The sequence below is a fragment of the Paramicrobacterium humi genome (genome assembly GCF_900105715.1).
In the GTDB taxonomy this organism is placed as follows: domain Bacteria; phylum Actinomycetota; class Actinomycetes; order Actinomycetales; family Microbacteriaceae; genus Paramicrobacterium; species Paramicrobacterium humi.
Genome location: NZ_FNRY01000001.1, coordinates 2,621,229 through 2,645,439, shown reverse-complemented (window position 1 = coordinate 2,645,439; position 24,211 = coordinate 2,621,229). Strand labels below are relative to the sequence as shown.

Annotated in this window: 20 protein-coding genes and 3 rRNA genes; 3 read left to right on the top strand and 20 right to left on the bottom strand. The window is 65.5% G+C overall.

Annotation, left to right across the window (positions count from 1 at the left end):
- Nucleotides 1-3: 3 nt before the first annotated feature.
- From BLV49_RS13145 to BLV49_RS13085, 15 genes are all read right to left on the bottom strand, one after another.
- Nucleotides 4-1,125: a prephenate dehydrogenase gene (locus tag BLV49_RS13145; protein WP_091185300.1), complete on the bottom strand. Its 1,122-nt coding sequence runs from the start codon at nucleotides 1,123-1,125 to the stop codon at nucleotides 4-6.
- On the bottom strand, nucleotides 1,122-1,973 hold the full coding sequence (locus tag BLV49_RS13140) for a pseudouridine synthase (protein ID WP_091185294.1): 852 nt from the start codon (nucleotides 1,971-1,973) through the stop codon (nucleotides 1,122-1,124). The genes BLV49_RS13145 and BLV49_RS13140 overlap by 4 nt, the downstream gene beginning before the upstream one ends.
- Nucleotides 1,963-2,604 (bottom strand): SMC-Scp complex subunit ScpB, encoded by a 642-nt coding sequence (scpB, locus tag BLV49_RS13135; RefSeq protein ID WP_091185291.1) that lies wholly within the window; start codon nucleotides 2,602-2,604, stop codon nucleotides 1,963-1,965. Before scpB ends, BLV49_RS13140 begins: the two co-directional genes overlap by 11 nt.
- Complete coding sequence (locus tag BLV49_RS13130; RefSeq protein WP_091185288.1) at nucleotides 2,594-3,436, bottom strand: segregation and condensation protein A; 843 nt, start codon at nucleotides 3,434-3,436, stop codon at nucleotides 2,594-2,596. The genes scpB and BLV49_RS13130 overlap by 11 nt, the downstream gene beginning before the upstream one ends.
- Nucleotides 3,420-4,316: a ParA family protein gene (locus tag BLV49_RS13125; RefSeq protein ID WP_091185283.1), complete on the bottom strand. Its 897-nt coding sequence runs from the start codon at nucleotides 4,314-4,316 to the stop codon at nucleotides 3,420-3,422. The genes BLV49_RS13130 and BLV49_RS13125 overlap by 17 nt, the downstream gene beginning before the upstream one ends.
- 75 nt (nucleotides 4,317-4,391) lie before the next feature.
- Nucleotides 4,392-5,306, bottom strand: coding sequence for a site-specific tyrosine recombinase XerD (xerD, locus tag BLV49_RS16945; protein ID WP_176980842.1), 915 nt, complete (start codon nucleotides 5,304-5,306; stop codon nucleotides 4,392-4,394).
- Entirely contained in the window at nucleotides 5,303-5,944 is a 642-nt protein-coding gene (locus tag BLV49_RS16940) for an NUDIX domain-containing protein (protein ID WP_176980841.1), read from the bottom strand. The genes xerD and BLV49_RS16940 overlap by 4 nt, the downstream gene beginning before the upstream one ends.
- Entirely contained in the window at nucleotides 5,944-7,641 is a 1,698-nt protein-coding gene (pyrG, locus tag BLV49_RS13115) for a CTP synthase (protein WP_434061461.1), read from the bottom strand. Before pyrG ends, BLV49_RS16940 begins: the two co-directional genes overlap by 1 nt.
- Nucleotides 7,642-7,647: 6 nt before the next feature.
- A complete protein-coding gene (gene recN / locus BLV49_RS13110; RefSeq protein WP_091185275.1) occupies nucleotides 7,648-9,369 on the bottom strand; it encodes a DNA repair protein RecN in 1,722 nt (573 codons plus the stop codon).
- Entirely contained in the window at nucleotides 9,366-10,271 is a 906-nt protein-coding gene (locus tag BLV49_RS13105; RefSeq protein ID WP_091185271.1) for an NAD kinase, read from the bottom strand. The genes recN and BLV49_RS13105 overlap by 4 nt, the downstream gene beginning before the upstream one ends.
- Nucleotides 10,268-11,080 (bottom strand): TlyA family RNA methyltransferase, encoded by an 813-nt coding sequence (locus BLV49_RS13100; RefSeq protein ID WP_091185268.1) that lies wholly within the window; start codon nucleotides 11,078-11,080, stop codon nucleotides 10,268-10,270. The genes BLV49_RS13105 and BLV49_RS13100 overlap by 4 nt, the downstream gene beginning before the upstream one ends.
- The gene (locus tag BLV49_RS16935) at nucleotides 11,071-11,241 is read right to left on the bottom strand and encodes a hypothetical protein (RefSeq protein WP_218132631.1); all 171 of its coding nucleotides are present in this window, start codon (nucleotides 11,239-11,241) and stop codon (nucleotides 11,071-11,073) included. The genes BLV49_RS13100 and BLV49_RS16935 overlap by 10 nt, the downstream gene beginning before the upstream one ends.
- 47 nt (nucleotides 11,242-11,288) lie before the next feature.
- Complete coding sequence (locus tag BLV49_RS13095; protein WP_091185266.1) at nucleotides 11,289-12,314, bottom strand: HAD-IIA family hydrolase; 1,026 nt, start codon at nucleotides 12,312-12,314, stop codon at nucleotides 11,289-11,291.
- Nucleotides 12,289-13,155, bottom strand: coding sequence for a hypothetical protein (locus BLV49_RS13090; RefSeq protein ID WP_245723657.1), 867 nt, complete (start codon nucleotides 13,153-13,155; stop codon nucleotides 12,289-12,291). The genes BLV49_RS13095 and BLV49_RS13090 overlap by 26 nt, the downstream gene beginning before the upstream one ends.
- A complete protein-coding gene (locus tag BLV49_RS13085) occupies nucleotides 13,143-13,478 on the bottom strand; it encodes a hypothetical protein (RefSeq protein WP_091185263.1) in 336 nt (111 codons plus the stop codon). Before BLV49_RS13085 ends, BLV49_RS13090 begins: the two co-directional genes overlap by 13 nt.
- Before the next feature lie 492 nt (nucleotides 13,479-13,970).
- Here BLV49_RS13085 and BLV49_RS13080 point away from each other — a divergent pair, with 492 nt between their 5' ends.
- Complete coding sequence (locus tag BLV49_RS13080; RefSeq protein ID WP_091185260.1) at nucleotides 13,971-14,939, top strand: NAD(P)H-dependent flavin oxidoreductase; 969 nt, start codon at nucleotides 13,971-13,973, stop codon at nucleotides 14,937-14,939.
- A 148-nt stretch (nucleotides 14,940-15,087) separates the two neighbouring features.
- Here BLV49_RS13080 and rrf read toward each other — a convergent pair.
- The 4 genes from rrf to tyrS form a co-directional block, all read right to left on the bottom strand.
- A 5S ribosomal RNA gene (rrf, locus tag BLV49_RS13075) occupies nucleotides 15,088-15,204 on the bottom strand.
- Between the two features lie 114 nt (nucleotides 15,205-15,318).
- A 23S ribosomal RNA gene (locus BLV49_RS13070) occupies nucleotides 15,319-18,451 on the bottom strand.
- 429 nt (nucleotides 18,452-18,880) lie between these two features.
- Nucleotides 18,881-20,407, bottom strand: a 16S ribosomal RNA gene (locus BLV49_RS13065).
- Together the 16S, 23S and 5S rRNA genes form the textbook arrangement of a ribosomal RNA operon.
- 555 nt (nucleotides 20,408-20,962) lie before the next feature.
- Entirely contained in the window at nucleotides 20,963-22,261 is a 1,299-nt protein-coding gene (gene tyrS, locus BLV49_RS13060) for a tyrosine--tRNA ligase (protein ID WP_091185257.1), read from the bottom strand.
- Nucleotides 22,262-22,388: 127 nt separating this feature from the next.
- On the opposite strand from tyrS, the gene BLV49_RS13055 reads away from it, so the two are divergent.
- On the top strand, nucleotides 22,389-23,006 hold the full coding sequence (locus BLV49_RS13055) for a hypothetical protein (RefSeq protein ID WP_091185253.1): 618 nt from the start codon (nucleotides 22,389-22,391) through the stop codon (nucleotides 23,004-23,006).
- The gene (locus tag BLV49_RS13050; RefSeq protein WP_245723656.1) at nucleotides 23,003-23,593 is read left to right on the top strand and encodes a hypothetical protein; all 591 of its coding nucleotides are present in this window, start codon (nucleotides 23,003-23,005) and stop codon (nucleotides 23,591-23,593) included. Before BLV49_RS13055 ends, BLV49_RS13050 begins: the two co-directional genes overlap by 4 nt.
- A gap of 3 nt (nucleotides 23,594-23,596) precedes the next feature.
- On the opposite strand, the gene BLV49_RS13045 is transcribed toward BLV49_RS13050, so the two are convergent.
- A complete protein-coding gene (locus BLV49_RS13045; protein WP_091185250.1) occupies nucleotides 23,597-24,208 on the bottom strand; it encodes a DNA-3-methyladenine glycosylase in 612 nt (203 codons plus the stop codon).
- Nucleotides 24,209-24,211: the final 3 nt, after the last annotated feature.

Sequence of the window (24,211 nt, the reverse complement as noted above, 5' to 3'; positions counted from 1 at the left end):
TGCTCACACGCTCGCAATCCGCCAGCCGCGCGCCTCGAGATCCTCGATGGTGCGCTGCTTGACCTCGGGGAGGACGCTGATCTCCGCGAGACCGACGGCGGTTCCCGGCGAGTGCTCGAGGCGGAGGTCCTCCATGTTGACGTTGATCTCACCGAGTTCGGTGAGAAGCCGACCGAGCTCGCCCGGCCGGTCGTCGACCATGACGACTATCTGGGCGAAGCGCTGATCCTGACCATGTTTGCCGGGCAGGCGCGCGACACCGATGTTGCCCGCGGCGATCGCGTCGGCGAGGTGGCGCCGGGACCCGCGGGCGTCCGGGTGCTCGAGCGCGTCGATGACCGAGTCGAGGTCCTTGCGCAGCGCCGTCAGCACGTCGGCCACCGGGGCCGCGTTCGCGCCGAGGATCTGCACCCACAGCTCGGGCTGGCTCGAGGCGATGCGCACGGTGTCGCGCAGCCCCTGACCGGTGAGCCGGAGTGCGGCGTCAGGCGCGTCGACGAGGCGCGCGGCGAGCAGACTCGAGACGAGCTGCGGGACGTGCGAGATGAGGCCGACCGCGTCGTCGTGCTCGTCGGGCGTCATCTCGATCGGCACCGCGCCGAGATCGAGAGCGAGGTCCTCGATGAGGGCGAGGGCCTGCCGCGGCGTGGACTCGTCACGGCAGATCACCCAGGGCCGGCCGACGAACAGGTCGGCGCGCGCCGAGATGGCGCCGCCGCGCTCCCTGCCCGCCATGGGGTGCGAACCGATGTAGTTGGTGAGGTCGAGGCCCCGGCGGGTGAGCTCGATGAACGGCTCGCTCTTGATGCTCGCCACATCGGTGACGACGGCGCGCGGGTAGCGCTCGAGCTCCGCGGCGATGACGTCGGCTGTGACGTCCGGCGGCACGGCGACGATGATGAGGTCGGGGTCGTCGGTCTCGGCGGCAGGCCGGCCGGCTCCGTAGTCGACGGCGAGGCGCAGCTGCGACGGTGACGCGTCGGCGAGGGCGACGTCGAGGCCGTCGCCCGTGAGCGCGAGGCCGATGCTCGCGCCGAGAAGCCCGGTCCCGACGATGCGGACGTGCCCGTCGAAGCGCGCGAGGTTCTTCGACGGGTCGACGAGGGGCGCCCGCTTCTGGCTCACCGGCGTCCTCCCTTGCGGTGCGTGATCTTCGGCGTACGGCGCGGTCCGCCGCGCGTCTCGCGAGCGGCATCCGTTCTCGAGTCCAGCTCCGGCTCGGGATCGCGAGCCAGGGTGAGAAGCGCGCCGAGTTCCACCTTAGTCAGCTCGCGCATCTGCCCCGAACGCAGGGTGCCGAGGTGCAGCGGTCCGAAGCTGCGGCGCACGAGGTCGATGACGGGGTGGCCGACGGCGGCGAGCATGCGGCGGACGATGCGGTTGCGCCCGGAGTGCAGCGTGACCTCGAGCAGGCTCGTGCCCGACGCGTGCTGATCGAGCAGTCTCACGGCGTCGGCGGCGATGGGTCCGTCGTCGAGGTCGACGCCGTCCTTCAGCACCTGGATGGTCTGAGCGGTGACGCTCCCGCGCACCTTGGCGATGTAGGTCTTCGACACGCCGAACGAGGGGTGCGCGAGCACGTGCGCGAGCTCGCCGTCGTTCGTGAGGACGAGCAGGCCGGAGGTCTCGGCGTCGAGCCGGCCCACGTTGAACAGGCGTTCGTCGTACTCGGCCGTGAAGCGCGTGAGGTCGGGGCGGCCCTGCTCGTCGCGCATGGAGCTCACGACGCCGCGGGGCTTGTTGAGCATGACGTAGCGCTTCGTCGTGTCCAGCTGAACGGCCTGCCCGTCGACGGCGACGCGGTCGGTCTCGGGGTCGATGCGCGTGCCGGGAACCGTCACCACCTCGCCGTTGACGCTCACGCGGCCCTCGGCGATGTACTGCTCGCACACGCGGCGGGAGGCGACGCCGGCGGCGGCGAGCACCTTCTGCAGCCGGACGCCCTGCTCGGGCTCTGTGGGGTTACCGGACATCGCCGTCGAAGCCCTCCGTCCCGTCGGCGAGCAGCGGTGAGATCGGCGGCAGCTCGTCGATGGAGTTGATGCCGAGCTGCTGCAGCACGAGATCCGTTGTGCCGTAGTTGATCGCGCCGGTCTCGCTGTCGGTGAACAGTTCCGTGACGAGCCCCCGGCCGAGCAGGGTGCGCACGACGGAGTCCACGTTCACGGCGCGGATCGACGCGATCGCGCCGCGCGAGATGGGCTGCTTGTACGCGATCACGGCGAGCGTCTCGAGTGCGGCCTGGGAGAGCCGGCTGGGGTTCTGCTGCGACACGTAGTCCGCGACGACCTGGTCGTAATCGCCGCGCACGTAGATGCGCCAGCCGCCGCCGACCTCCCGCAGCTCGAAGCCGCGGCGCACGGTTCCGTCGACGCCGTCGTAGTCGGCGACGAGCCGGTGGATCGCGGCCTGCACGTGCTTCACGGGCCGGGAGAGCGCGGTGGCGAGGCCCATGACCGACTGCGGCTCGTCGGCGACCATGAGCAGCGCCTCGATGGCCCGGTCGAGGTCTGGCTCTGAGGCAGGGCCGGATGCCGCGACGCGGGGCGCGGCGGCATCCGTCGTGTTCTCGATCGTCTCGTCGGTGCTGGCGTCAGCCGTCATAGTCTGCTCCCAGGTTGGCAAGGTTCTCGTCGGACCAGTGCTCGCCGGCCCAGCGGAGGGTGAGCTCGCCGAGCGGCTCGAGCTGCTCGAATGACAGGGCGGCGTGCCGGTACAGCTCGAGCACGGCGATGAATCGGGCGACGATGACACCCTTCTGCTCGGCGCCGGCGATGAGCTGCCGGAACGTCACGGGCTCGCCGACGCGCAGCACGCCCACGACGTACGCGGCCTGCTCGCGGATACTCACGAGCGGGGCGTGCAGGTGGTCGAGCCCGACGACGGGGATCCCCTTCGGCGCGAGCGCCAGGGCGGCGAGGGCGGCGAAGTCGGAGAGGCTGAGCGTCCACACGAGCTCGGGCGTGCGCGTGCGGTACTTGTCTTCGAGCCGCACGGTGCGCGGGTGCCGGGCTGACTCGGCGTCGAGCCGGTCGGCGAACCAGGTGGACGCTTCCTTGAAAGCGCGGTACTGCAGCAGGCGTGCGAACAGCAGGTCGCGGGCCTCGAGCAGCGCGACATCTTCGGCGTCGACGAGCTCGCCTTGCGGCAGCAGGCCCGCGATCTTGAGGTCGAGCAGCGTCGCGGCGACGACGAGGAACTCGGAGGCCTGGTCGAGCTCCTTCTCGGACTCGACGCCGCGAATGTAGGACAGGAACTCGTCGGTCACGGCGGACAGCGAGACTTCGGTGATGTCGAGTTCGCGCTTGGTGATGAGCGAGAGCAGCAGGTCGAAGGGGCCCTCGAAGTTGCTCAGGGCGACGCGGAATCCCGCCTGCTGCTCCGGCTCGCTCGGCTCGGCAGGCTGCAGCGTGGGACCGTCAGGCGACGGCGCCACGGGCGACCAGCTCCCTGGCGAGCTGCCTGTACGCCTTCGCCGCGTTGTGCTCGGGGGCGAACTCGGTGATCGGCATGCCTGCGACGGAGGCGTCGGGGAACTTGACGGTGCGGCCGATGACGGTCTCGAGAACGTCGTCGCCGAACGCGTCGACGACCCGCTCGAGCACTTCGCGGGAGTGCAGCGTGCGCGAGTCGAACATCGTCGCGAGGATGCCGTCGAGCTCGAGCGCCGGGTTGAGGCGGTCCTTGACCTTCTCGATCGTCTCGATCAGCAGGGCGACGCCGCGCAGGGCGAAGAACTCGCACTCGAGCGGGATCAGCACGCCGTGGCTCGCCGTGAGGGCGTTGACGGTGAGCAGGCCGAGCGAGGGCTGGCAGTCGATGAGGATGACGTCGTAGTCGCCCGTGAGGTGGCGCAGCACGCGGGCGAGGATCTGCTCGCGCGCGACCTCGTTCACGAGGTGCACTTCGGCGGCGGAGAGGTCGATGTTGGCGGGGATGACGTCGAGGTTCTCGACGGCGGTGTGCTGGATCGCCTCACGCGGGTCGGTCTTGCTCGCGAGCAGCAGGTCGTAGATCGTCAGGTCGTCGTGCGTGTTCACGCCGAGGCCGGCCGACAGGGCGCCCTGCGGGTCGAAGTCGATGCACAGCACGCGGCGCCCGTATGCCGCAAGCGCGGCGCCCATGCTGATCGTCGTCGTCGTCTTGCCGACGCCGCCCTTCTGGTTGCACAGCGCGATGATGCGCGCGGGCCCGTGCCCGTTCAGCGGTTCGGGTGTGGGGAACTCTCGCAGCGGACGACCGGTCGGGCCGAGCTCGGTGTGCGACGATGCTGCCGCGGTCGCGGTGTCGTCCGTAGTGGCCACTGCGTGCCTCATTCCCGTCTCTCGAGTGGTGGTACTCGCCTGATTCTACCGATCGCTTCCGGATATCCCGCGTCGGCATGCGGGCCGCTAGTGATCGGCGCGGGCGCGCGGGTGCGCCTGCGTGTACATGTCGCGAAGCGTATCAGCGGTCACGAGCGTGTAGATCTGCGTGGTCGCGACCGAGGAGTGCCCGAGCAGCTCCTGCACGACGCGCACGTCGGCGCCGCCCTGCAGCAAGTGCGTCGCGAAGGAGTGCCGAAGGGTGTGCGGCGAGACCTCGACCGTGAGTCCGGCCTGCTCGGCGGCCGCCTTGATGATGAGCCACGCGTTCTGGCGGGACACGCGCTTCCCCCTGAGCCCGAGGAACAGCGCCGGCGTGGACGGACCGCGCGTGGACAGAGCTGGCCGGACTCGCACGAGGTATTCGTCGAGGGCCGCACGCGCGAAGCTTCCGATCGGCACGATGCGCTGCTTGTCGCCCTTTCCTGTGAGGCGCACGATGTCGGTGTCGACGACGTCGTCCACGTTGAGGGCGCACACTTCCGAGACGCGAGCGCCCGTGGCATAGAGCAGTTCGAGCAGGGCGCGATTGCGGATGTGCTGCACGCTGTCGCCGGCGGCGGTCGCGAGCAGCGCCTCGACCTGCGCGATCGTTATCGCCTTCGGCAGTCGGCTCGGCAGCTTCGGCGGTTTGACCTCGGCGGCGACGTCGACCTGCGTGACCTGCTCTTCGAGCAGGAACCGGTGAAGGCCCCGCACGGTCGAGAGCACGCGGGCGACGGAGGATGCCGTGAGGTGGTGTTCCGGGTCGTCGGAGAGCCCGCGGGCGAAGGCGCTGACGTGCGCGGCGCTCACGTCAGCGGCATCCGCTATGCCGTTCTCGGCGAGCCAGCCGAGGTAGCGCTGGAGGTCGCGTCGGTAGGCGCTGAGCGTGTTGTCGGAGAGGCCGCGCTCGATGCGCACGTGCCTGAGGTAGGTGTCGACAGCACGCTCAAGGCTCACGCCGAGTGGCCTCGAGCTCTCACGCGCGGCCACGCGGCGTCGGCAGGGGCGAGCCCCGACCAGCCGCGCTCGCGTTCCACGTACGCGGAGAGCACGCCGGTGACGAGAGACGGATTCTGCAGGCGACGATCCCGCACGGCGTCCACGACTTCGTCGAGGCTCACCCAGCGCACTTCGATGTCGGCTTCTTCCCCTGTGCGGTCGAAGCGCTCGGGAATGCGGTGCAGCCCGCGGGCGAGGTAGACGCGGATCGCCTCGTCGCTTCCGCCCGGCGACGTGTAGAACTCGGCGAGGGTCGCCCAGTCGTCGGCCTCGACATCGGCCTCTTCCGCGAGCTCGCGCTTGGCGGCGTCGAGCGGAGGCTCGCCGTGCTCGTCGAGGAGCCCGGCCGGGATCTCCCAGAGCCTTGCGCCTACCGGGTGCCGGTACTGGTTGATCAGCAGCACACGGTCGTGCTCGTCGAGGGCGAGGATCGCGACGGCGCCGGTGTGGTCGGTGTACTCGCGAACGATGGTGTCGCCGTTGTACCGGAACGCGTCCTTGCGGATGTCCCAGACACGGCCGTGGTACACCACGTCGCTCGAGACGATGTCGACCGTGCTCGGCTCGTCCCGCAGCGGACGCCGCTGGTGTGCCATCAGTTCTCCTCCGACACCTCATCGTCGAACAGCAGGCTCGCCTTGTGCCGCTCGAGGGCCGCGGCGACGAGGCCTGCGAAGAGCGGGTGCGCGTCGGTGGGCCGTGAGCGAAGCTCCGGGTGCGCCTGGGTTCCGATGTAGAACGGGTGCACGTCGCGCGGCAGCTCCACGTACTCCACGAGTCGTCCGTCGGGCGAGGTTCCGGAGAAGCTCAGCCCGGCGTCGGCGATGCGCTCCCGGTACGCGTTGTTGACTTCGTAGCGGTGACGGTGGCGTTCGGAGGCCTCGGTCGAGCCGTACAGGTCGGCGGCGAGAGAGCCTTCGGCGAGCTTCGCCGGGTAGAGCCCGAGCCGCATGGTGCCACCCAGGTCGCCCTCGGCGAGGATCTCGACCTGCTCGGCCATCGTCGCGATGACGGGGAACTCGGTTTCGGCGTCGAACTCGGTGGAGCTCGCTCCCTCGAGGCCCGCTTCCGAGCGGGCGTACTCGATCACCATGCACTGCAGGCCGAGGCACAGGCCGAGCGTGGGGATCTTGTGGGCGCGCGCGTAGTTGAGCGCCCCGAGCTTTCCCTCGATCCCGCGGATGCCGAACCCGCCGGGCACGCAGATGCCGTCGAGCTCGGAGAGCGCTCGTGCCGCGCCCTCGGGCGTCTCGCACTCGTCCGACGGAATCCAGCGAAGCGTCACGGCGGTGCGGTGAGCGAATCCGCCTGCCTTGATGGCCTCCGTCACCGACAGGTAGGCGTCGGGCAGGTCGATGTACTTGCCGACGAGACCGATGGTGACTTCGTCCTTCGGCTCGTGCACGGCGGTGAGCACGGTGTTCCAGCGGCTCCAGTCGACGTCTCCGGCGTGCAGACCGAGTGCGTCGATGATGTACGCGTCGAGGCCCTGGTCGTGCAGCGTCGAGGGGATGTCGTAGATCGACGGCACGTCGACCGTGTTGACGACGGCGCGCTCGTCGACGTCGCACATGAGCGCGATCTTTCGCTTGTTGCTCTCGGTGACGGGCCGGTCGCTGCGCAGGACGAGAGCGTCGGGCTGGATGCCGATCGAGCGCAGCGCTGCGACGGAGTGCTGCGTCGGCTTGGTCTTCTGCTCCCCTGAGGCGCCCATGTAGGGCACGAGGGAGACGTGCACGAAGAAGACGTTGTCGCGGCCGAGCTCATGCCGCACCTGGCGGGCGGCCTCGATGAACGGCTGCGATTCGATGTCGCCGATGGTTCCGCCGACCTCGGTGATGATGACGTCGGGCTTCGGGGACTCGGACGCCTGCAGGCGCATGCGGCGCTTGATCTCGTCCGTGATGTGCGGGATGACCTGCACGGTGTCGCCGAGGTACTCGCCGCGGCGCTCCTTCTGGATGACGGTCGAGTAGATCTGGCCCGTCGTCACGTTGGCGGACTGGCTGAGGTTGATGTCGAGGAAGCGCTCGTAGTGGCCGATGTCGAGATCCGTCTCGGCGCCGTCGTCGGTGACGAAGACTTCACCGTGCTGGAACGGATTCATCGTTCCCGGGTCGACGTTGAGGTACGGGTCGAGCTTCTGCATCACCACCCGCAGTCCGCGCGCGGTGAGAAGGTTGCCGAGGCTTGCCGCCGTCAGGCCCTTCCCCAACGAAGAAACGACACCACCAGTCACGAAAACGTGCTTGGTCGTGCCGTTTGAAGTACCCGTATCTGAAATGTTCGCCACGGGCTTCTATCCTATCAGTCGTGAGTCGGACCGAGCGAGCTCAAGCAGCTCCTCGGCGTGAGCCAGTCCGGTGTCGCTGTCGCTGAGTCCCGAGAGCAGTCGCGCCATCTCCTCGGTGCGGGCCTCCCCCTCGAGCGGCTTCACGCTCGAGTGGGTCACGAAGCCGTCGCTCTCCTTGACCACCGTGAGGTGGTTGGTGGCGAACGCCGCCACTTGGGCGAGGTGGGTGACGACGATGACTTGCGCGTGCTGCGAGAGCCGGGCGAGTCGCCGGCCGATCTCGATCGCCGCCGCGCCGCCGACGCCCGCGTCGACCTCATCGAAGACATATGTCGGCACAGGGTCGGATGCCGAGATCACGACCTCGATCGCGAGCATCACGCGCGACAGCTCGCCGCCCGAGGCGCCCTTCGAGAGCGGCCGCGGTTCCGCGCCGGCGTGCGCGCGGAGCAGGAACTGCACCTCGTCACGGCCGTTGCGCGAGTACTCGCCCGTGTCGCTCACGGCGATGATCACCGAGGCGTCCGGCATCGCGAGCGCGCTCAGCTCTTCGCTGATGGCCGTGCCGAGGCGTTCCGCGGCGCGGGTGCGTATCGCCGTGGTCTCGGCGGCGAGGGAGGCGACGAGCACGCCGTCCTCCTCGACCTGCCGCGTGAGCTGTTCGATGCGGTCTGAGTCGCTGTCGAGTTCGAGAAGGCGCGCGCTGCCCTGATCGAGGGCGGCGATGACGTCGTCGAGGCTCGGACCATGGCGCCGCATGAGCGTGCCGAGCACGGCGCGGCGCTCGTTGATGGCCTCGAGTTCGTTGCTGCCGTCTGCGTCGAGCGACGCGAGATAGCTCGAGAGCTCCCCCGCAGCCTCGGAGGCGAGGTAGCTGAGGTTCGCGAGCTGCTCGGCGATGGGCGCGAGGGCATCGTCGAACTCGGTGACGCGCTCGAGGGAGCGGCGAGCGTTCTCGATGAGAGCGAGCACGTCTCCGCCCTCGACGAGCTCGGAGGAGATCGCCTCGCGAGCCGCGGATGCGGACAGGCGAAGCTCTTCGAGGTTCGTGAGCTTCTCAGCGGTCGCGGCGAGCTCGTCGTCTTCGCCGGGGCGCGGCGCCGCGGCCTCGATCTCGTCCATGGCCTCACGCAGCTCCGCTGCTTCGGCGGAACGGGCGTCGCGTTCCCGCGTGAGGGTGGCGAGCTCCTGCTCCTCCGAGCGCCAGCGCGCAAAAGCCTCCCGGTACCGGGCGAGGACCTCATCGAGCTCCGCGCCCGCCGCACGGTCGACGGCGCCGCGCTGCGCGGACTGCGACCGAAGCCGGATCTGATCGGACTGGCCGTGCACGGCGACGAGCCGCTCCCCCAGTTCGGTCAGCACGCCGTTGGGAGCGCTTCGTCCACCGACCTGGGCGCGGCTGCGTCCTTCCGCGGTGACGGTGCGGCCGAGCGTCAGTTCCGCCAGTCCGTCGCCGCCGAAGGCGTCGACGTCGCCCCCTGCCTCTCGCACGCGGTCGGCCACGTGCCCGGTGTCCTCCACGATCCAGCGACCGTCGACGCGCGCCTGGCTCGCTCCCGCTCGCACGGTGCCAGAGTCCGCGCGACCGCCGAGAAGCAGCCCGAGCGCGGTGACGACCATCGTCTTTCCCGCGCCCGTCTCGCCGGTGATCGCCGTGAAGCCGGAGCCAAGGGGCAGGGTCGCGGACGCGATGACGCCGAGGTCGGCGATCTCGATCTCCTCGATCATGCCGCGGGTCCCCTCCATCCGCTCACGGGAAGATGGAATTTGCGCACGAGCCTGTCAGTGAACGGGCTGTCGTGCAAGCGCGCGAGCCGCACCGGGGTGTCGGAGCGTTCGGCGTTGACGCGCGATCCGGGTTGCAGTTCGTAAGTGCGGCGCCCGTCGCACCACAGCACGCCCATGCCGTCGCTGCGATCGAGCACGTCGATCGCGAGGGTGGAGCCTGGAGCGATGACGATCGGCTTCGCGAACAGCGCGTGAGCGCTCAGCGGCACGAGCGTGATCGCTTCCACGGTCGGCCAGATGACGGGCCCGCCGGCCGAGAAGTTGTAGGCGGTGGACCCCGTCGGAGTCGAGATGACGGCGCCGTCGGCACCGAAGGACACGAGTGGACGCTGGTCGACCTGGATGACGAGCTCGAGCATGCGCTCTCGGCTCGCCTTCTCCACTGTCGCCTCGTTGAGCGCCCACGTCGAGTACACGACGTCCCCTGACACCGTGACAGTGACGGCGAGCGTCATGCGCTCCTCGACGGAGTAGTCGCGCCTGACGACGCGCTGCACCGCACCGCGAAGGTCGTCGCGTTCGAGCTCGGCGAGGAAACCGACGTGACCGAGGTTGACGCCGAGCAGTGGGATCGCCTCCTCGCGCACGACCTCGGCCGCGCGCAGGATCGTCCCGTCACCACCGAGGACCATGACGAGCTCGAGCTCCGCCGTCGCCACGTCGTCGAGAATCTTCACGCCCGTGACGTCGAGGCCGTTCGCGCGAAGGTCCGCGCTCTCGTCCGCAATGAGCACCGGCGTCATCCCGGCCTCACGCAGCTGGTCGATGACGTGCGAGGCGGCGGCGAGCGAGTCGGCGCGCCCGGTGTGCGAGACCACGAGGATGTTTCTCTCCGCCGTCATTCACCATCTCCTGCCAGTCGGGCCGCGCGCTGCATCCATTCTGTCGGATTCGAGCCGCCTTCTGCCGTGAGGTGCACGAGAAACTCCCGGTTTCCGTGCGTGCCCGCGATCGGCGACGCGATGAGCCCGCGCACGCCGAAGCCGGCATCCCACGCGGACCACAGCACGTTCTGAACGGCGTCCACCCGCAGCCCGGCATCCCGCACGATGCCTTCGCGCACGCCCGTCTTCCCGACCTCGAACTGCGGTTTGATGAGAAGCACGATCTCAGCCGAGCGTCCGACCGTGTCGGCGAGCGGCCCGAACAGGTACCGCAGCGAGATGAACGAGAGATCCCCCACGACGAGCGAGGGTGATTTGTCGATCCCGGATGCCGCGGCGAGCGAGTCCGCGCTCAGCTCACGGGCGTTGAAGCCCTCCACGACGACGACTCTGCGGTCGTTTCTGAGTTCGGGAACGAGCTGCCCGTGTCCCACGTCGAGGGCGATGACGCGCGTCGCACCGCGCTCGAGCAGCACTTGCGTGAAGCCGCCGGTGGAGGCGCCGATGTCGAGGACCTCCCGACCGGACACGGGAATCTCGAAGGCGTCGAGCGCGGCGATGAGCTTGTGTGCGCCGCGGCTGACGTAGTGATCGGCGCCGGCCACCTCGATCCGCTGCGTCTCCGCGACCGCGAACGCCGGCTTGACGACGGTGCGGCCGTCGACGGCGACGAGGCCGCCCTTGATCAGTTCCGCGGCTGCGGCTCTCGAACGCGCGAGTCCGCGACGAGCGAGGGCGGTGTCGAGGCGCTGCGATGTCACCGAGATGCGCGCTCCCGCTCGCTGGCGTCGAGCACCGCGCTCAGTTCGTCGTGCACTTGGACGTAGGCGTCAGCGCGCTCTGCGAGGGGGCGCTGTTCGATGAGCTCAAGGCGCGACAGGAGCCCGTCGCCCGTCGGGGCCGCACTTGCGCCGTCTTCCTCGTTCATCACACCCCTAGGCTACAAGCCAGGGCCGACGTGCCGCGCCGACGCGCTCACGCGTACAGGCGCTCCGGCACGTTGAAACCGAAGATCTGCCGACCGCTCGCCCAGATCACGGCGCTCGCTGCGCGCAGCCGGTTGAGATCCGAGTCGCCTGCGCGGGCGATCTCCACTTCGGTGCCGTTGATGCGCACCGTTGCGTCGCCTACCGTCGCCTCGGACTTGTCGCGTGAGAACTGCGTCACCGGGTATGGCTCGAACAGTTCACGCAGATCGCGCACGACATAGGTCGGCCGCTCGTCGGTTCCGGCGGCAAGAACGTGCTTGGCGCGATCGACGCCCGTGAGCACGAGCACCGAGTCGATTCCCGCTCGGTTCGCGCCGAGGATGTCAGTGTCGAGCCGGTCCCCGATCATGAGCGGGTTCTGCGCGTCGAAACGCCGCTTCGCCTCCTCGAAGATCGGCACTTCCGGTTTGCCGGCGACCTCGGCGAGGCGCCCGACGGCGGTGTGGACGGCGGAGACGAGCGTCCCATTTCCCGGTGCGATTCCGCGCTCGCGTGGAATCGTCCAGTCGGTGTTCGTCGCGATCCACGGGATCTCGTTCGGTTCACCGTCGGTCTGCAAGGCGTATGCGGCCTCGGCGAGCTGGTTCCAGTCGACGTCGGGGGCGAAACCCTGCACGACGGCATCCGGACCGTCCTCGGCCTTGCGCGTGACCCGGTAGCCGGCCTTTGTGAGCTCATTGATGAGGCCCTCGCCGCCAACGACGAGAACGAGAGCGCCGTCGGAGACGCGGTCGCGGAGCAGTCGAACCGCGGCCTGGGGGCTCGTGACGATGTCGGACGCCTTCGCGCCGAGGCCGAACCCGGAGAGTTGTTCGGCGACGGTCGCATCCGTTCGGGAGGCGTTGTTCGTGATGTATCCCACGCGAATGCTCTCGGCGACACGGTTGAGGCTCTCGACCGCGTGCGGGATCGCAGCGTGGCCGGCGTACACGACGCCGTCGAGGTCCACGAGCACGGCATCGACGCCATCGAGGGGTTGCACGGTCTTAGTCCTCCGTCGAAGCAGCGCCATCGTTCTCCTCTTCCTCGGCGGCGTGGGCTGGGCCGTCGTCGGTCTCGCGGGCATCGGCGTCGAACGCTTCCGCCGCGTCAACGTCGTCGTCGCTGATCTCGACGGGGATCTCCTCCACGTCTTCCTCTACGACGATGATCGTCTCGTCTTCACCCACGTGGTTGGCTTCCGCGAGTGCCTTCTCGGCGACCTGCGCACGGGCACGCCAGTTGACGGACTCATCCATGCGACCCAGCTCGTCCAGCACCTCCGCGTAGGCGAAGAAGAGATCAGGGCTCCAGCTGTACGCCACAGAAGGATCGAGCTGGCTGATCTGGAGCTCGCCGAGCGCGAGTTCGGGCTGGCCAAGATCGAGTCTCGCCCCGGACATGGCGATGGCAAGCGCCACTTGGCTGCCGACGCTGAGTTTCTCCCGCGGAACCGATCGGCCAAGCTCGAGGGCTCGCTCGGGTCGTCCGACGCCGCGTTCGCTGTCGACCATGAGCGGCAGCTGCTCGTCGGAACCGCCGATCCGGCGGAAGGTGCGCAGCTCCCGAAGCGCCAGAGCGAAGTCGCCTGTGCGGTAGGCGGTGATCGCCAGGGTCTCGCGCACAACAGCGATGCGTCCCGCGCGGCGGGCGGCGCTCTGCGCGTGCTTGTGCGCCTCCTCCGGGTCCACCTCGATGAGGCGCGCCGCCATGGCGAGGTGTCTACCGACCCATTCCGCGTTCTCGGCGCTCAAGGTCTTGAGTTCGTTGCGGGCGACACGGTCGAGATCGTTCAGGGTGACATCGTCCGGCAGATCGGGGTCGTCGTGTCGGGGACGCACCGAACGCAGCTCGCGTTGTCTCAGCTGCTCCACTGTGAGCTCCTGCTCTGCGCGATGTGCGTCGCGGTCTCCACGAGCAGGCCGGCCGTCGCGAGTCCACAGCTTCTTGTCGCGGTCACCGCGCCCGCCGGGCGCTTGACGCGCTCCGCGGTCGCCTCGCTGGTGCGGAGCACCGGAGCGGTCAGGGCGTCCCGCACGGTCATCTGACCACCGGCGTGCGCTCTCGGAGCGATCCCCGCGATCCGGACGTGCCCCCCGCTCGCCGTGGGGACGCGCACCACGGTCAGAGAAACTGGACCGACCGTCGGCAGGGCGGCGCGCACCGTCGCCGCGAGACCGCTGCGCACCACCGTCATAGCGGCGCGCGGCTCCGTCGCCCCGCGCGCCCTCGCCCGATGTCCACTCGCGCCGTCGCTCAGAACTTCCGTCACGGGAAGCCGTGTTTCGACGCTCACCATCACGTGGCGTCCACTCTCGGCGCGCAGGTTTGCCCTCGCGAGGCGTCCAGTTGCGTCTTTCGCCTTTACCCTCGCGCGACGACTTTCCCTGGCCACCCTCACGGCGACCGCCATCGCGACCGGACCCCGATCGCGGCTGCCCGCTGCTTCCGCGCGGCGACCATTCCCGACGCTCGCCTCGGCCGCTGGGGGCGCCGCCTCTGCGGGGCCCGCCACCACGATTTCCCTGCGCTGGTCCGTCGCCACTCGAGGGCGTGCGGGGACCAGAAGAGCGATCGGGGTCGTCGCCGGCGTTCGTCATGATTCTGGTCCTCCTGGTCGGATGCGCATATTGAGTTGAAGCGCCGAAGTCCTTCGGCCTGATCAAGGATACGTCACTAGACTGAGCGCGTGGATAACGCGCTGACGCGCCTTCTCGAAGGCAGAACGGTTCCCATCTTCAACGCCTCAATGGCGGGTGCGGCCGGTGCGCGCCTCGCTTCAGCCGTGAGCGCAGCAGGAGCGATCGGAATGCTTGGGGTCCCGAGCGCTCCGGAACTCGGCACACTCGACCAGGCGGCAGCGGAGCTCGAGGAGCAGGGCGCGGTATGGGGCGCCGGCTTCCTCTCATTCGCTCTCGAACGCGACCTGACGCCGCTGACGCGCGTCCTCTCCCATCACCCCCACGTGATCTCGCTCGGCTTCGGCGAGAGCAGAGCCGCGCTCGATGCTGTCCGCGATGCCGGCGCCGTCGCCCTGGCGCAAGTGGGAAACGTCGACGAGCTCCACAGCGCCATGATGGCCGGTGTAGACGGCATCATCGTTCGTGGCAGTGAAGGCGGCGGGCATGGCCGGAATGAGCTGTCAACGCTCACGCTCCTGCAGATCGCGCTCGACGAGACCGACATTCCGATCATCGCCGCCGGAGGAATCACGACGTCACGAGGACTCGCAGCCGTCATGGCTGCGGGAGCACGTGGAGCATGGATAGGAACCCGTTTCGCGTCGGCGATCGAATCGGACTTCCAAGAGGCGGCGAAGAAGCGTCTCGTCTCCGCAGAACCGGGCGACACCGTCTATACGCGGACCTTCGATATCGCCCAACGCGCAGGATGGCCACCGTACTACGGCGGCCGTGCGCTCGTGAATGACTTCGCCGAGAACTGGCACGGCAGAGAAGACGAGCTGCAGAAGGCGCTCGAGTCGAACGAGACCATGACAACGGACATGCTCGCAGCCCGGAAGGACGGTCGGTTCGATACTGCACCGATCTACGCCGGGGAGGGCTCGGCCCTCATCCACACGATAGAGAGCGCGACGGACATCATCGCGGACCTCACTCGATACCGGGAGCATCTCACGGCAGCGAAGCAGCTCTGAACCGGAACATTCCGGATCCGGCATACGGGGAAGACGGAAAGCAGAAGAGGTTGCAGGGCTTCCAAAACCGGCCCCGTCATCGCAACGCTGTTTGGTGCGTTAAATGCGGAAGGCCACCCCGAAACTGGGGTGGCCTTCCTGACGTTAAGTCCGGCGGTGTCCTACTCTCCCACAGGGTCCCCCCTGCAGTACCATCGGCGCTGAGAGCCTTAGCTTCCGGGTTCGGAATGTGACCGGGCGTTTCCCTCTCGCTATGGCCGCCGTAACAACCATCAACACACGTAAACCATGTGTCAAACCATGTTGAGTTTGTGTTTGGTTCTGACCGTGCGTCAGGAACCACAAAGTGGACGCGAACAACATTTTTTGGACTTGTTGTGTAATCAAGTTGTCGGCTTATTAGTACCAGTCAGCTCCACACATTGCTGTGCTTCCACATCTGGCCTATCAACCCAGTCGTCTGGCTGGGAGCCTCTCCCCCCGAAGGGGATGGAAATCTCATCTCGAGGCCGGCTTCCCGCTTAGATGCTTTCAGCGGTTATCCATCCCGAACGTAGCTAATCAGCGGTGCTCCTGGCGGAACAACTGACACACCAGAGGTTCGTCCAACCCGGTCCTCTCGTACTAGGGTCAGATCCTCTCAAATTTCCTGCGCGCGCAGCGGATAGGGACCGAACTGTCTCACGACGTTCTAAACCCAGCTCGCGTACCGCTTTAATGGGCGAACAGCCCAACCCTTGGGACCTACTCCAGCCCCAGGATGCGACGAGCCGACATCGAGGTGCCAAACCATGCCGTCGATATGGACTCTTGGGCAAGATCAGCCTGTTATCCCCGAGGTACCTTTTATCCGTTGAGCGACAGCGCTTCCACAAGCCACTGCCGGATCACTAGTCCCGACTTTCGTCCCTGCTCGACCTGTCAGTCTCACAGTCAAGCTCCCTTGTGCACTTACACTCGCCACCTGATTGCCAACCAGGTTGAGGGAACCTTTGGGCGCCTCCGTTACTTTTTGGGAGGCAACCGCCCCAGTTAAACTACCCACCAGGCACTGTCCCTGAACCGGATCACGGTTCGAAGTTAGATATCCAGAGTGACCAGAGTGGTATTTCAACAACGACTCCACGAACACTAGCGTGCCCGCTTCACAGTCTCCCACCTATCCTACACAAGCCACACCGAACACCAATACCAAGCTGTAGTAAAGGTCACGGGGTCTTTCCGTCCTGCTGCGCGTAACGAGCATCTTTACTCGTAGTGCAATTTCGCCGAGTTCGCGGTTGAGACAGCTGGGAAGTCGTTACGCCATTCGTGCAGGTCGGAACTTACCCGACAAGGAATTTCGCTACCTTAGGATGGTTATAGTTACCACCGCCGTTTACTGGGGCTTAAATTCACAGCTTCACCCCGAAGGGTTGACCGTTCCTCTTAACCTTCCAGCACCGGGCAGGCGTCAGTCCGTATACATCGTCTTGCGACTTGGCACGGACCTGTGTTTTTAGTAAACAGTCGCTTCCCACTGGTCTCTGCGGCCACCACACCCTTTCGGAGCAAGTCCTAATAGGCGGGCGGCCCCCCTTCTCCCGAAGTTACGGGGGCATTTTGCCGAGTTCCTTAACCACGATTCTCTCGATCTCCTTAGTATTCTCTACCTGACCACCTGTGTCGGTTTGGGGTACGGGCAGCTAGAACCTCGCGTCGATGCTTTTCTCGGCAGCATAGGATCATCGGATCATACCCTTTACGGGTTCCCCTTCGACTCTCAGCCTATGTGGGAGACGGATTTGCCTACCTCCCGGCCTACAGCCTTGGCCTGGGACAACCATCGCCCAGGACCGACTACCTTCCTGCGTCACACCTGTTAATACGCTAGCCGCACCAGCACGGGGTCGAGCGTTCACCAGAACCCATCAGCCCCCGAAGGGACATCCGGAATCCTGGCTAGGACTCTTAGCACCACTGGATTGACTCGGGCGGTTCTTCGCCGGTACGGGAATATCAACCCGTTGTCCATCGACTACGCCTGTCGGCCTCGCCTTAGGTCCCGACTTACCCAGGGCGGATTAACCTGGCCCTGGAACCCTTGGTCTTCCGGAGGACGGGTTTCTCACCCGTCTTTCGCTACTCATGCCTGCATTCTCACTCGTGTAGCCTCCACGGCTGGGTTACCCCGCCGCTTCACCGGCCACACGACGCTCTCCTACCCATCAACACACCTGAACCAACACGACAAGTCGTGCGGCTTGGTACTAATGTCAATGCCACAACTTCGGTGGCGTGCTTGAGCCCCGTTACATTGTCGGCGCGGAATCACTTGACCAGTGAGCTATTACGCACTCTTTCAAGGATGGCTGCTTCTAAGCCAACCTCCTGGTTGTCTCTGCAACTCCACATCCTTTCCCACTTAGCACGCGCTTAGGGACCTTAGATGGTGGTCTGGGTTGTTTCCCTCTCGACGATGAAGCTTATCCCCCACCGTCTCACTGCTGCGCTCTCACTTACCGGCATTCGGAGTTTGGCTGACGTCAGTAACCTGGTAAGGCCCATTAGCCATCCAGTCGCTCTACCTCCGGCAAGAAACACGCAACGCTGCACCTAAATGCATTTCGGAGAGAACCAGCTATCACGAAGTTTGATTGGCCTTTCACCCCTATCCACAGCTCATCCCCTCCATTTTCAACTGAAGTGGGTTCGGCCCTCCACGACGTCTTACCGTCGCTTCAGCCTGGCCATGGATAGATCACTTCGCTTCGGGTCTAGGACATGCGACTGAATCGCCCTCTTCAGACTCGCTTTCGCTACGGCTACCCCACACGGGTTAACCTCGCCACATATCGCTAACTCGCAGGCTCATTCTTCAAAAGGCACGCTGTCACCCCAACAAGGAGGCTCCAACGGTTTGTAAGCAAACGGTTTCAGGTACTATTTCACTCCCCTCCCGGGGTACTTTTCACCTTTCCCTCACGGTACTTGTCCGCTATCGGTCATCTGGGAGTATTTAGGCTTATCAGGTGGTCCTGACAGATTCACACGGGATTTCTCGGGCCCCGTGCTACTTGGGATACTTCATACCGCGCTCATGGCATTTCGACTACGGGGTTCGCACCCTCTCTGACCGGCCATTCAAAACCGTTCGTCTATACCACTCACCACAGCCACCGCGTGTCAGCACAATGACAGAAGTCCCACAACCCCGAACATGCAACCCCTGACAGGTATCACACATGCACGGTTTAGCCTCTTCCGAGTTCGCTCGCCACTACTACCGGAATCACTATTGTTTTCTCTTCCTGTGGGTACTGAGATGTTTCACTTCCCCACGTTCCCTCTACCCGCCCTATACATTCAGACGGGAGTCACCAGGTCAGCACGCCGCCTGGCGGGGTTTCCCCATTCGGAAATCCTCGGATCACAGCTCGTTTATCAGCTCCCCGAGGCTTATCGCAGATTACGACGTCCTTCTTCGGCTCCAGATGCCAAGGCATCCACCGTTTGCCCTTAGAAACTTGAATACATGAGTCCAAAAAATCGATTCCTTCGAAAAGAAATTGACCAGCAACCCACACGACCGAAGCCATGCGGGAAACTTTATTCAAGAAACACCCCCAAAAAGAGGTGCTTCTAAGATGCTCGCGTCCACTGTGTAGTTCTCAACGTACGGTCGGTACCCCAACCCCTCACCCAAAGCGAGAAAGGCCGGAGTCCGAGAAACCATACCCGACACCCGAAGGCACCGGTTTCTGGTCCCTCAGGACCCAATAGCGTGCCGGCCCACCCGGTTGCCTCAAGCCCCGTTCCAACCACTCCCGAAGAAGCGGCGTACTAGAAACCCCAGACACCAAATGAGCCATGTCAAATGTTCCACCCATGAGCTCACCAGCAACACACGGTCGGTGTTGATCTGGTGCTCTACCAACCCGAGGGTTGGAGATGCTCCTTAGAAAGGAGGTGATCCAGCCGCACCTTCCGGTACGGCTACCTTGTTACGACTTAGTCCTAATTACCGGTCCCACCTTCGACAGCTCCCTCCCACAAGGGGTTAGGCCACCGGCTTCGGGTGTTACCGACTTTCATGACTTGACGGGCGGTGTGTACAAGGCCCGGGAACGTATTCACCGCAGCGTTGCTGATCTGCGATTACTAGCGACTCCGACTTCACGTAGTCGAGTTGCAGACTACGATCCGAACTGGGACCAGCTTTTTGGGATTCGCTCCACCTCACGGTATCGCCGCCCATTGTACTGGCCATTGTAGCATGCGTGAAGCCCAAGACATAAGGGGCATGATGATTTGACGTCATCCCCACCTTCCTCCGAGTTGACCCCGGCAGTATCCCCTGAGTTCCCACCATTACGTGCTGGCAACAGAGAACGAGGGTTGCGCTCGTTGCGGGACTTAACCCAACATCTCACGACACGAGCTGACGACAACCATGCACCACCTGTATACGAGTGTCCAAAGAGAACCCTATTTCTAGGGCGTTCCCGTATATGTCAAGCCTTGGTAAGGTTCTTCGCGTTGCATCGAATTAATCCGCATGCTCCGCCGCTTGTGCGGGCCCCCGTCAATTCCTTTGAGTTTTAGCCTTGCGGCCGTACTCCCCAGGCGGGGAACTTAATGCGTTAGCTGCGACACGGAGACCGTGGAAAGGCCCCCACATCTAGTTCCCAACGTTTACGGGGTGGACTACCAGGGTATCTAAGCCTGTTTGCTCCCCACCCTTTCGCTCCTCAGCGTCAGTTACGGCCCAGAGATCTGCCTTCGCCATCGGTGTTCCTCCTGATATCTGCGCATTCCACCGCTACACCAGGAATTCCAATCTCCCCTACCGCACTCTAGTCTGCCCGTACCCACTGCAGGCCCGAGGTTGAGCCTCGGGATTTCACAGCAGACGCGACAAACCGCCTACGAGCTCTTTACGCCCAATAATTCCGGACAACGCTCGCACCCTACGTATTACCGCGGCTGCTGGCACGTAGTTAGCCGGTGCTTTTTCTCCAAGTACCGTCACCCGAAGGCTTCTTCCTTGACAAAAGAGGTTTACAACCCGAAGGCCGTCATCCCCCACGCGGCGTTGCTGCATCAGGCTTTCGCCCATTGTGCAATATTCCCCACTGCTGCCTCCCGTAGGAGTCTGGGCCGTGTCTCAGTCCCAGTGTGGCCGGTCACCCTCTCAGGCCGGCTACCCGTCGTCGCCTTGGTGAGCCATTACCTCACCAACAAGCTGATAGGCCGCGAGTCCATCCCCAACCAGTAAACCCTTTCCACCAAACCCCATGCAGGGCCAGGTCATATCCAGTATTAGACGCCGTTTCCAGCGCTTATCCCAGAGTCAGGGGCAGGTTACTCACGTGTTACTCACCCGTTCGCCACTAATCCACCCAGCAAGCTGGGCTTCATCGTTCGACTTGCATGTGTTAAGCACGCCGCCAGCGTTCGTCCTGAGCCAGGATCAAACTCTCCGTAAATGCATAAACGCACGAACAGCCACAAAGACCATCCGGCACATTCAACATGTGCGACACCCACCGGGAAAACGGCAGACACCACACGAGTTCAATCTGACTAACAGAAACAAAACATCATTACTGACATTCGTTATCCAATTAATCCAAAGGAATCTCAAACCCAACCAAACGGTCAGGCCGAGGATAATTTGGCATTTGACATGTGCACGCTATTGAGTTCTCAAGGACCAGACGCACCCGACTTCAAGTCTCGCGACTCTCACTTCGGGGCAACTTCGCTATCGTATCACCATTCACGACTGTTCAGACCGAGTTATCGGCCGCTTTGCGTGAGGTGGAATGTCTGCCGATTGAGGCCCGTGAGCTCTTCCGCTCTTCGGCACCTTTGTGGCGACGAATGAATACTTTACGCACGCAGAACCGCCGTGCCAAATCACCACTGCATCCCGGGCGTGTCGTGATGATCCGTCGCATTCGCGGGCGTTCCCGGAGTGCGCAGAAGGGGCGGTCTCCCCTGTGGGAAACCGCCCCTTCGGCGCGAGATCGCGCGGCAGTTCAGGACGCGATGGTGACCGCGGCGAGCGTCTTCTTGCCGCGACGGAGCACGGCATAAGAACCGTGCAGCAGGCCGGCCGCCGGCTCGGCGGCATCCGTCACCTTGATGTTGTTGAGGTACACCCCGCCCTGGTCGACGGCGCGGCGCGCCTCGCCGAGGCTCTTGGTCAGTCCGGTCTCGACGAGGAGCTGCGCGATCGAGGTATCCGCCGCAGCGGTCACGCCGGGAAGCTCGTTGAGTGCCGCGACGAGAGTCGCCTCGTCGAGTTGAGTGAGGTCTCCCTGGCCGAAGAGCGCTTCGGCGGCGAGGATCACGGCCTCCGTCTGCGCGACGCCGTGAACGAGGGACGTCACTTCCCAGGCGAGCCGCTTCTGGGCTTCGCGCCGGAACGGCTCGTCGGCGACCTTCTGTGCGAGCTCCTCGATCTCGGCTCTGCTCAAGAACGTGAACACCTTGAGCCGGTCGATCACGTCGGCATCGGACGTGTTGATCCAGAACTGGTAGAACGCGTACGGGCTCGTCATCTGGGCGTCGAGCCAGATGGCGTTCCCCTCGCTCTTGCCGAACTTCGTTCCGTCGGAGTTCGTGATGAGCGGCGTGCCGATCGCGTGCACGCTCTGGCCCTCGACCCGGTGGATGAGGTCGGTGCCGCTTGTGAGGTTGCCCCACTGGTCGCTGCCGCCGGTCTGCAGCACGCAGTCGTAGTTGCGGTACAGCTCGAGGAAGTCCATGCCCTGCAGGATCTGGTAGCTGAACTCGGTGTAGCTGATGCCCGCATCCGAGTTGAGCCGCGCCGCGACGGCGTCTTTCTTGAGCATCGTGCCGACGCGGAAGTTCTTGCCGATGTCGCGCAGGAAGTCGATCGCCGAGAGCGGGCTCGTCCAGTCGAGGTTGTTGACCAGTCGCACGGCGTTGTCGCCGTCCGGGCTCAGGAACGTGGAGACCTGAGCCTGGAGCGAGCGCACCCACTGCTCCACGGTCTCGCGGGTGTTCAAGGTCCGCTCGGCCGTGGGGCGAGGGTCTCCGATGAGGCCGGTCGAACCGCCGACGAGACCGAGCGGCTTGTGACCGGCGAGTTGCAGGCGGCGCATGAGCAGCAGCTGCACGAGGTTGCCCAAGTGCAGGCTCGGCGCCGTCGGGTCGAAGCCGCAATAGTAGGTGATGGGCTCCCCCGCCAGCAGGTCCTTCAGCGCCTCTTGCTCGGTAGAGACGTGCACGAGTCCGCGCCAGACGAGTTCGTCCCAGATGTCCTCGAAGGCGGCATCGTTCGATTGCGTTGAGAGTACGGGGTTTGCCACGTCAGTTACAGTACCAGCGCGCGAAGGCTCGTATCTGGACCGCTTTAGTCCACACCCTAAATGTTGTTGACTTTAGGTTGGGCGCTAACGTAACCTGTGGTTGAGTGAAATCCTCAAGGAGGGGCCCGTGTTCGTGATCACGGCCGATCAGGTCGACAGCCGGCACAGCGCCGATTATGTCGAGGCCGCGCTCGACCGGCTGAACGACGCCTACGGAGCCGACCTCGTCCTCCCCGCCGAACGCACAGCGGGTGACGAGATCCAGGCCCTCACCTCCAGCGCCGCAACCGCTCTGGGAATCGTGCTCGAGCTCTTCCGTGCCGAGCGCTGGAGCATCGGACTCGGCGTCGGAGCAGTCGACCGTCCCCTCGGATCGAGCACTCGTGCGTCCCGGGGTGAGGCGTTCTATGCCGCTCGCGACGCCGTCGAACAGGCCAAATCCTCGCAAGTGCGCTTCGCCGCGGCTGCCGGAGATCACACCGACGACATTCTCACGCGCGATGCGGCCGCGCTCATCGCGCTCTTGCTGCTCATGCTCGAACGGCGCACTGCCGGCGGCTGGGAGATCCACGACCTGCTCGCGGCCGGACTCAGCCAGGCACAGGCTGCCGAGCGCGTCGGAGTCACTCCCGGCGCGGTCAGCCTCCGTGTTCGCACGGCAGGACTTAAACTGCAGGATGCCGCGGTCGACGCGCTCGTTCGAATGCTCGAGTCCGCCGACGCGTCGACAGAGGAGGTCTCGTGATCGGATCAGCGATCGTGATGCTGGTGTACTGGGCTGTGCTCGTCATCGTCCTCGCGGCCGCGACCGCGCTCGCGGTCGGCGCACTTGGCCGCAAGAGTGCGACGCTCGTGCTGTCGAGCGCGGTGCTGCTCGCAATCGCGCTGGGGCTGGCAGCGTGGCCGACATCGCAGCCTCCGGTCATCGTCGCCATGGCCCTCGGTGTGCTCTCGCTCGCGCTGGCCGTGGTCGGCGGCGGTCCAGCCGCCTCGTATGTGCTCGCCGTGGCCACGCGCGGCAGTGTCGCAACCGGCACGTATGGCGGCATCCTCGTCACGGCGGACGCGAGCGACGGTGAGGCTCCGACCAGCGGGCGCCGCGAAGAGGTCATGCGCGGCGGACTCGTGATCGGTCTGCTCGAGCGCCTCGCGATCGGGGCGTCGCTCATGTCCAGTTTCCCCGGCGCCTTCGCCGTCGTGATCGCGGTCAAGGGCGTCGGCCGGTTCACCGAGCTCGCGGCATCCGAAGCGCGCGAGCGGTTCATCATCGGAACCCTCGCGAGCCTGATCTGGGCCACGGCGGCCGTCGGCGTGTGGCTGCTGTGCGTGTGAGCCTCAGTGCGACTTCGGGTGCCGCTTGTACGGCGACACCGTCGGGTCGCCGGGGATCCAGAACCGCCACGGGAACTGCGCCCCTCCCCCTGCTCCGCTGATTCCCGTGCGCGGGCCGGCCATGACGTCCGTCGGTCGCGTCCCGGCGGTCAACGCGAAGGGAGCGGCGAACAGGTCGCTCCCGTCATCGTCCAGCCGAAGCCCGAGTGCCGTGGCGAGTCGCCCAGGTCCCCGCGCGAGATCGCGGTCCTTCTTCGCCGCCGGCCGGCGCAGGCGCGCCAGCTCGAGACCCTCGACCACTTCGCCCGCGCGCATGAGCAGACCGGCGGGCTCCCCCTCGGGCGAGCACACCATGTTGCCGCACACGTGCATGCCGTACGTGAAGTAGGCGTACAGGTGCCCGGGCTCGCCGAACATCGAGGAGTTGCGTTTGGTCTTGCCGCGGTAGGCGTGCGAACCCGGGTCGACGCCGTTGCCGATGTAGGCCTCGAGCTCGGTGAGCCGGATCGTCACGGTGCCCTCATCGGTCGTGTGCGAGATGAGGGTGCCGAGCAGCAGCGGCCCGAGATCGACGGCTGAGCCGAGCAGGTCCGTTCGAGTGAGGCGACGCTCCATCGG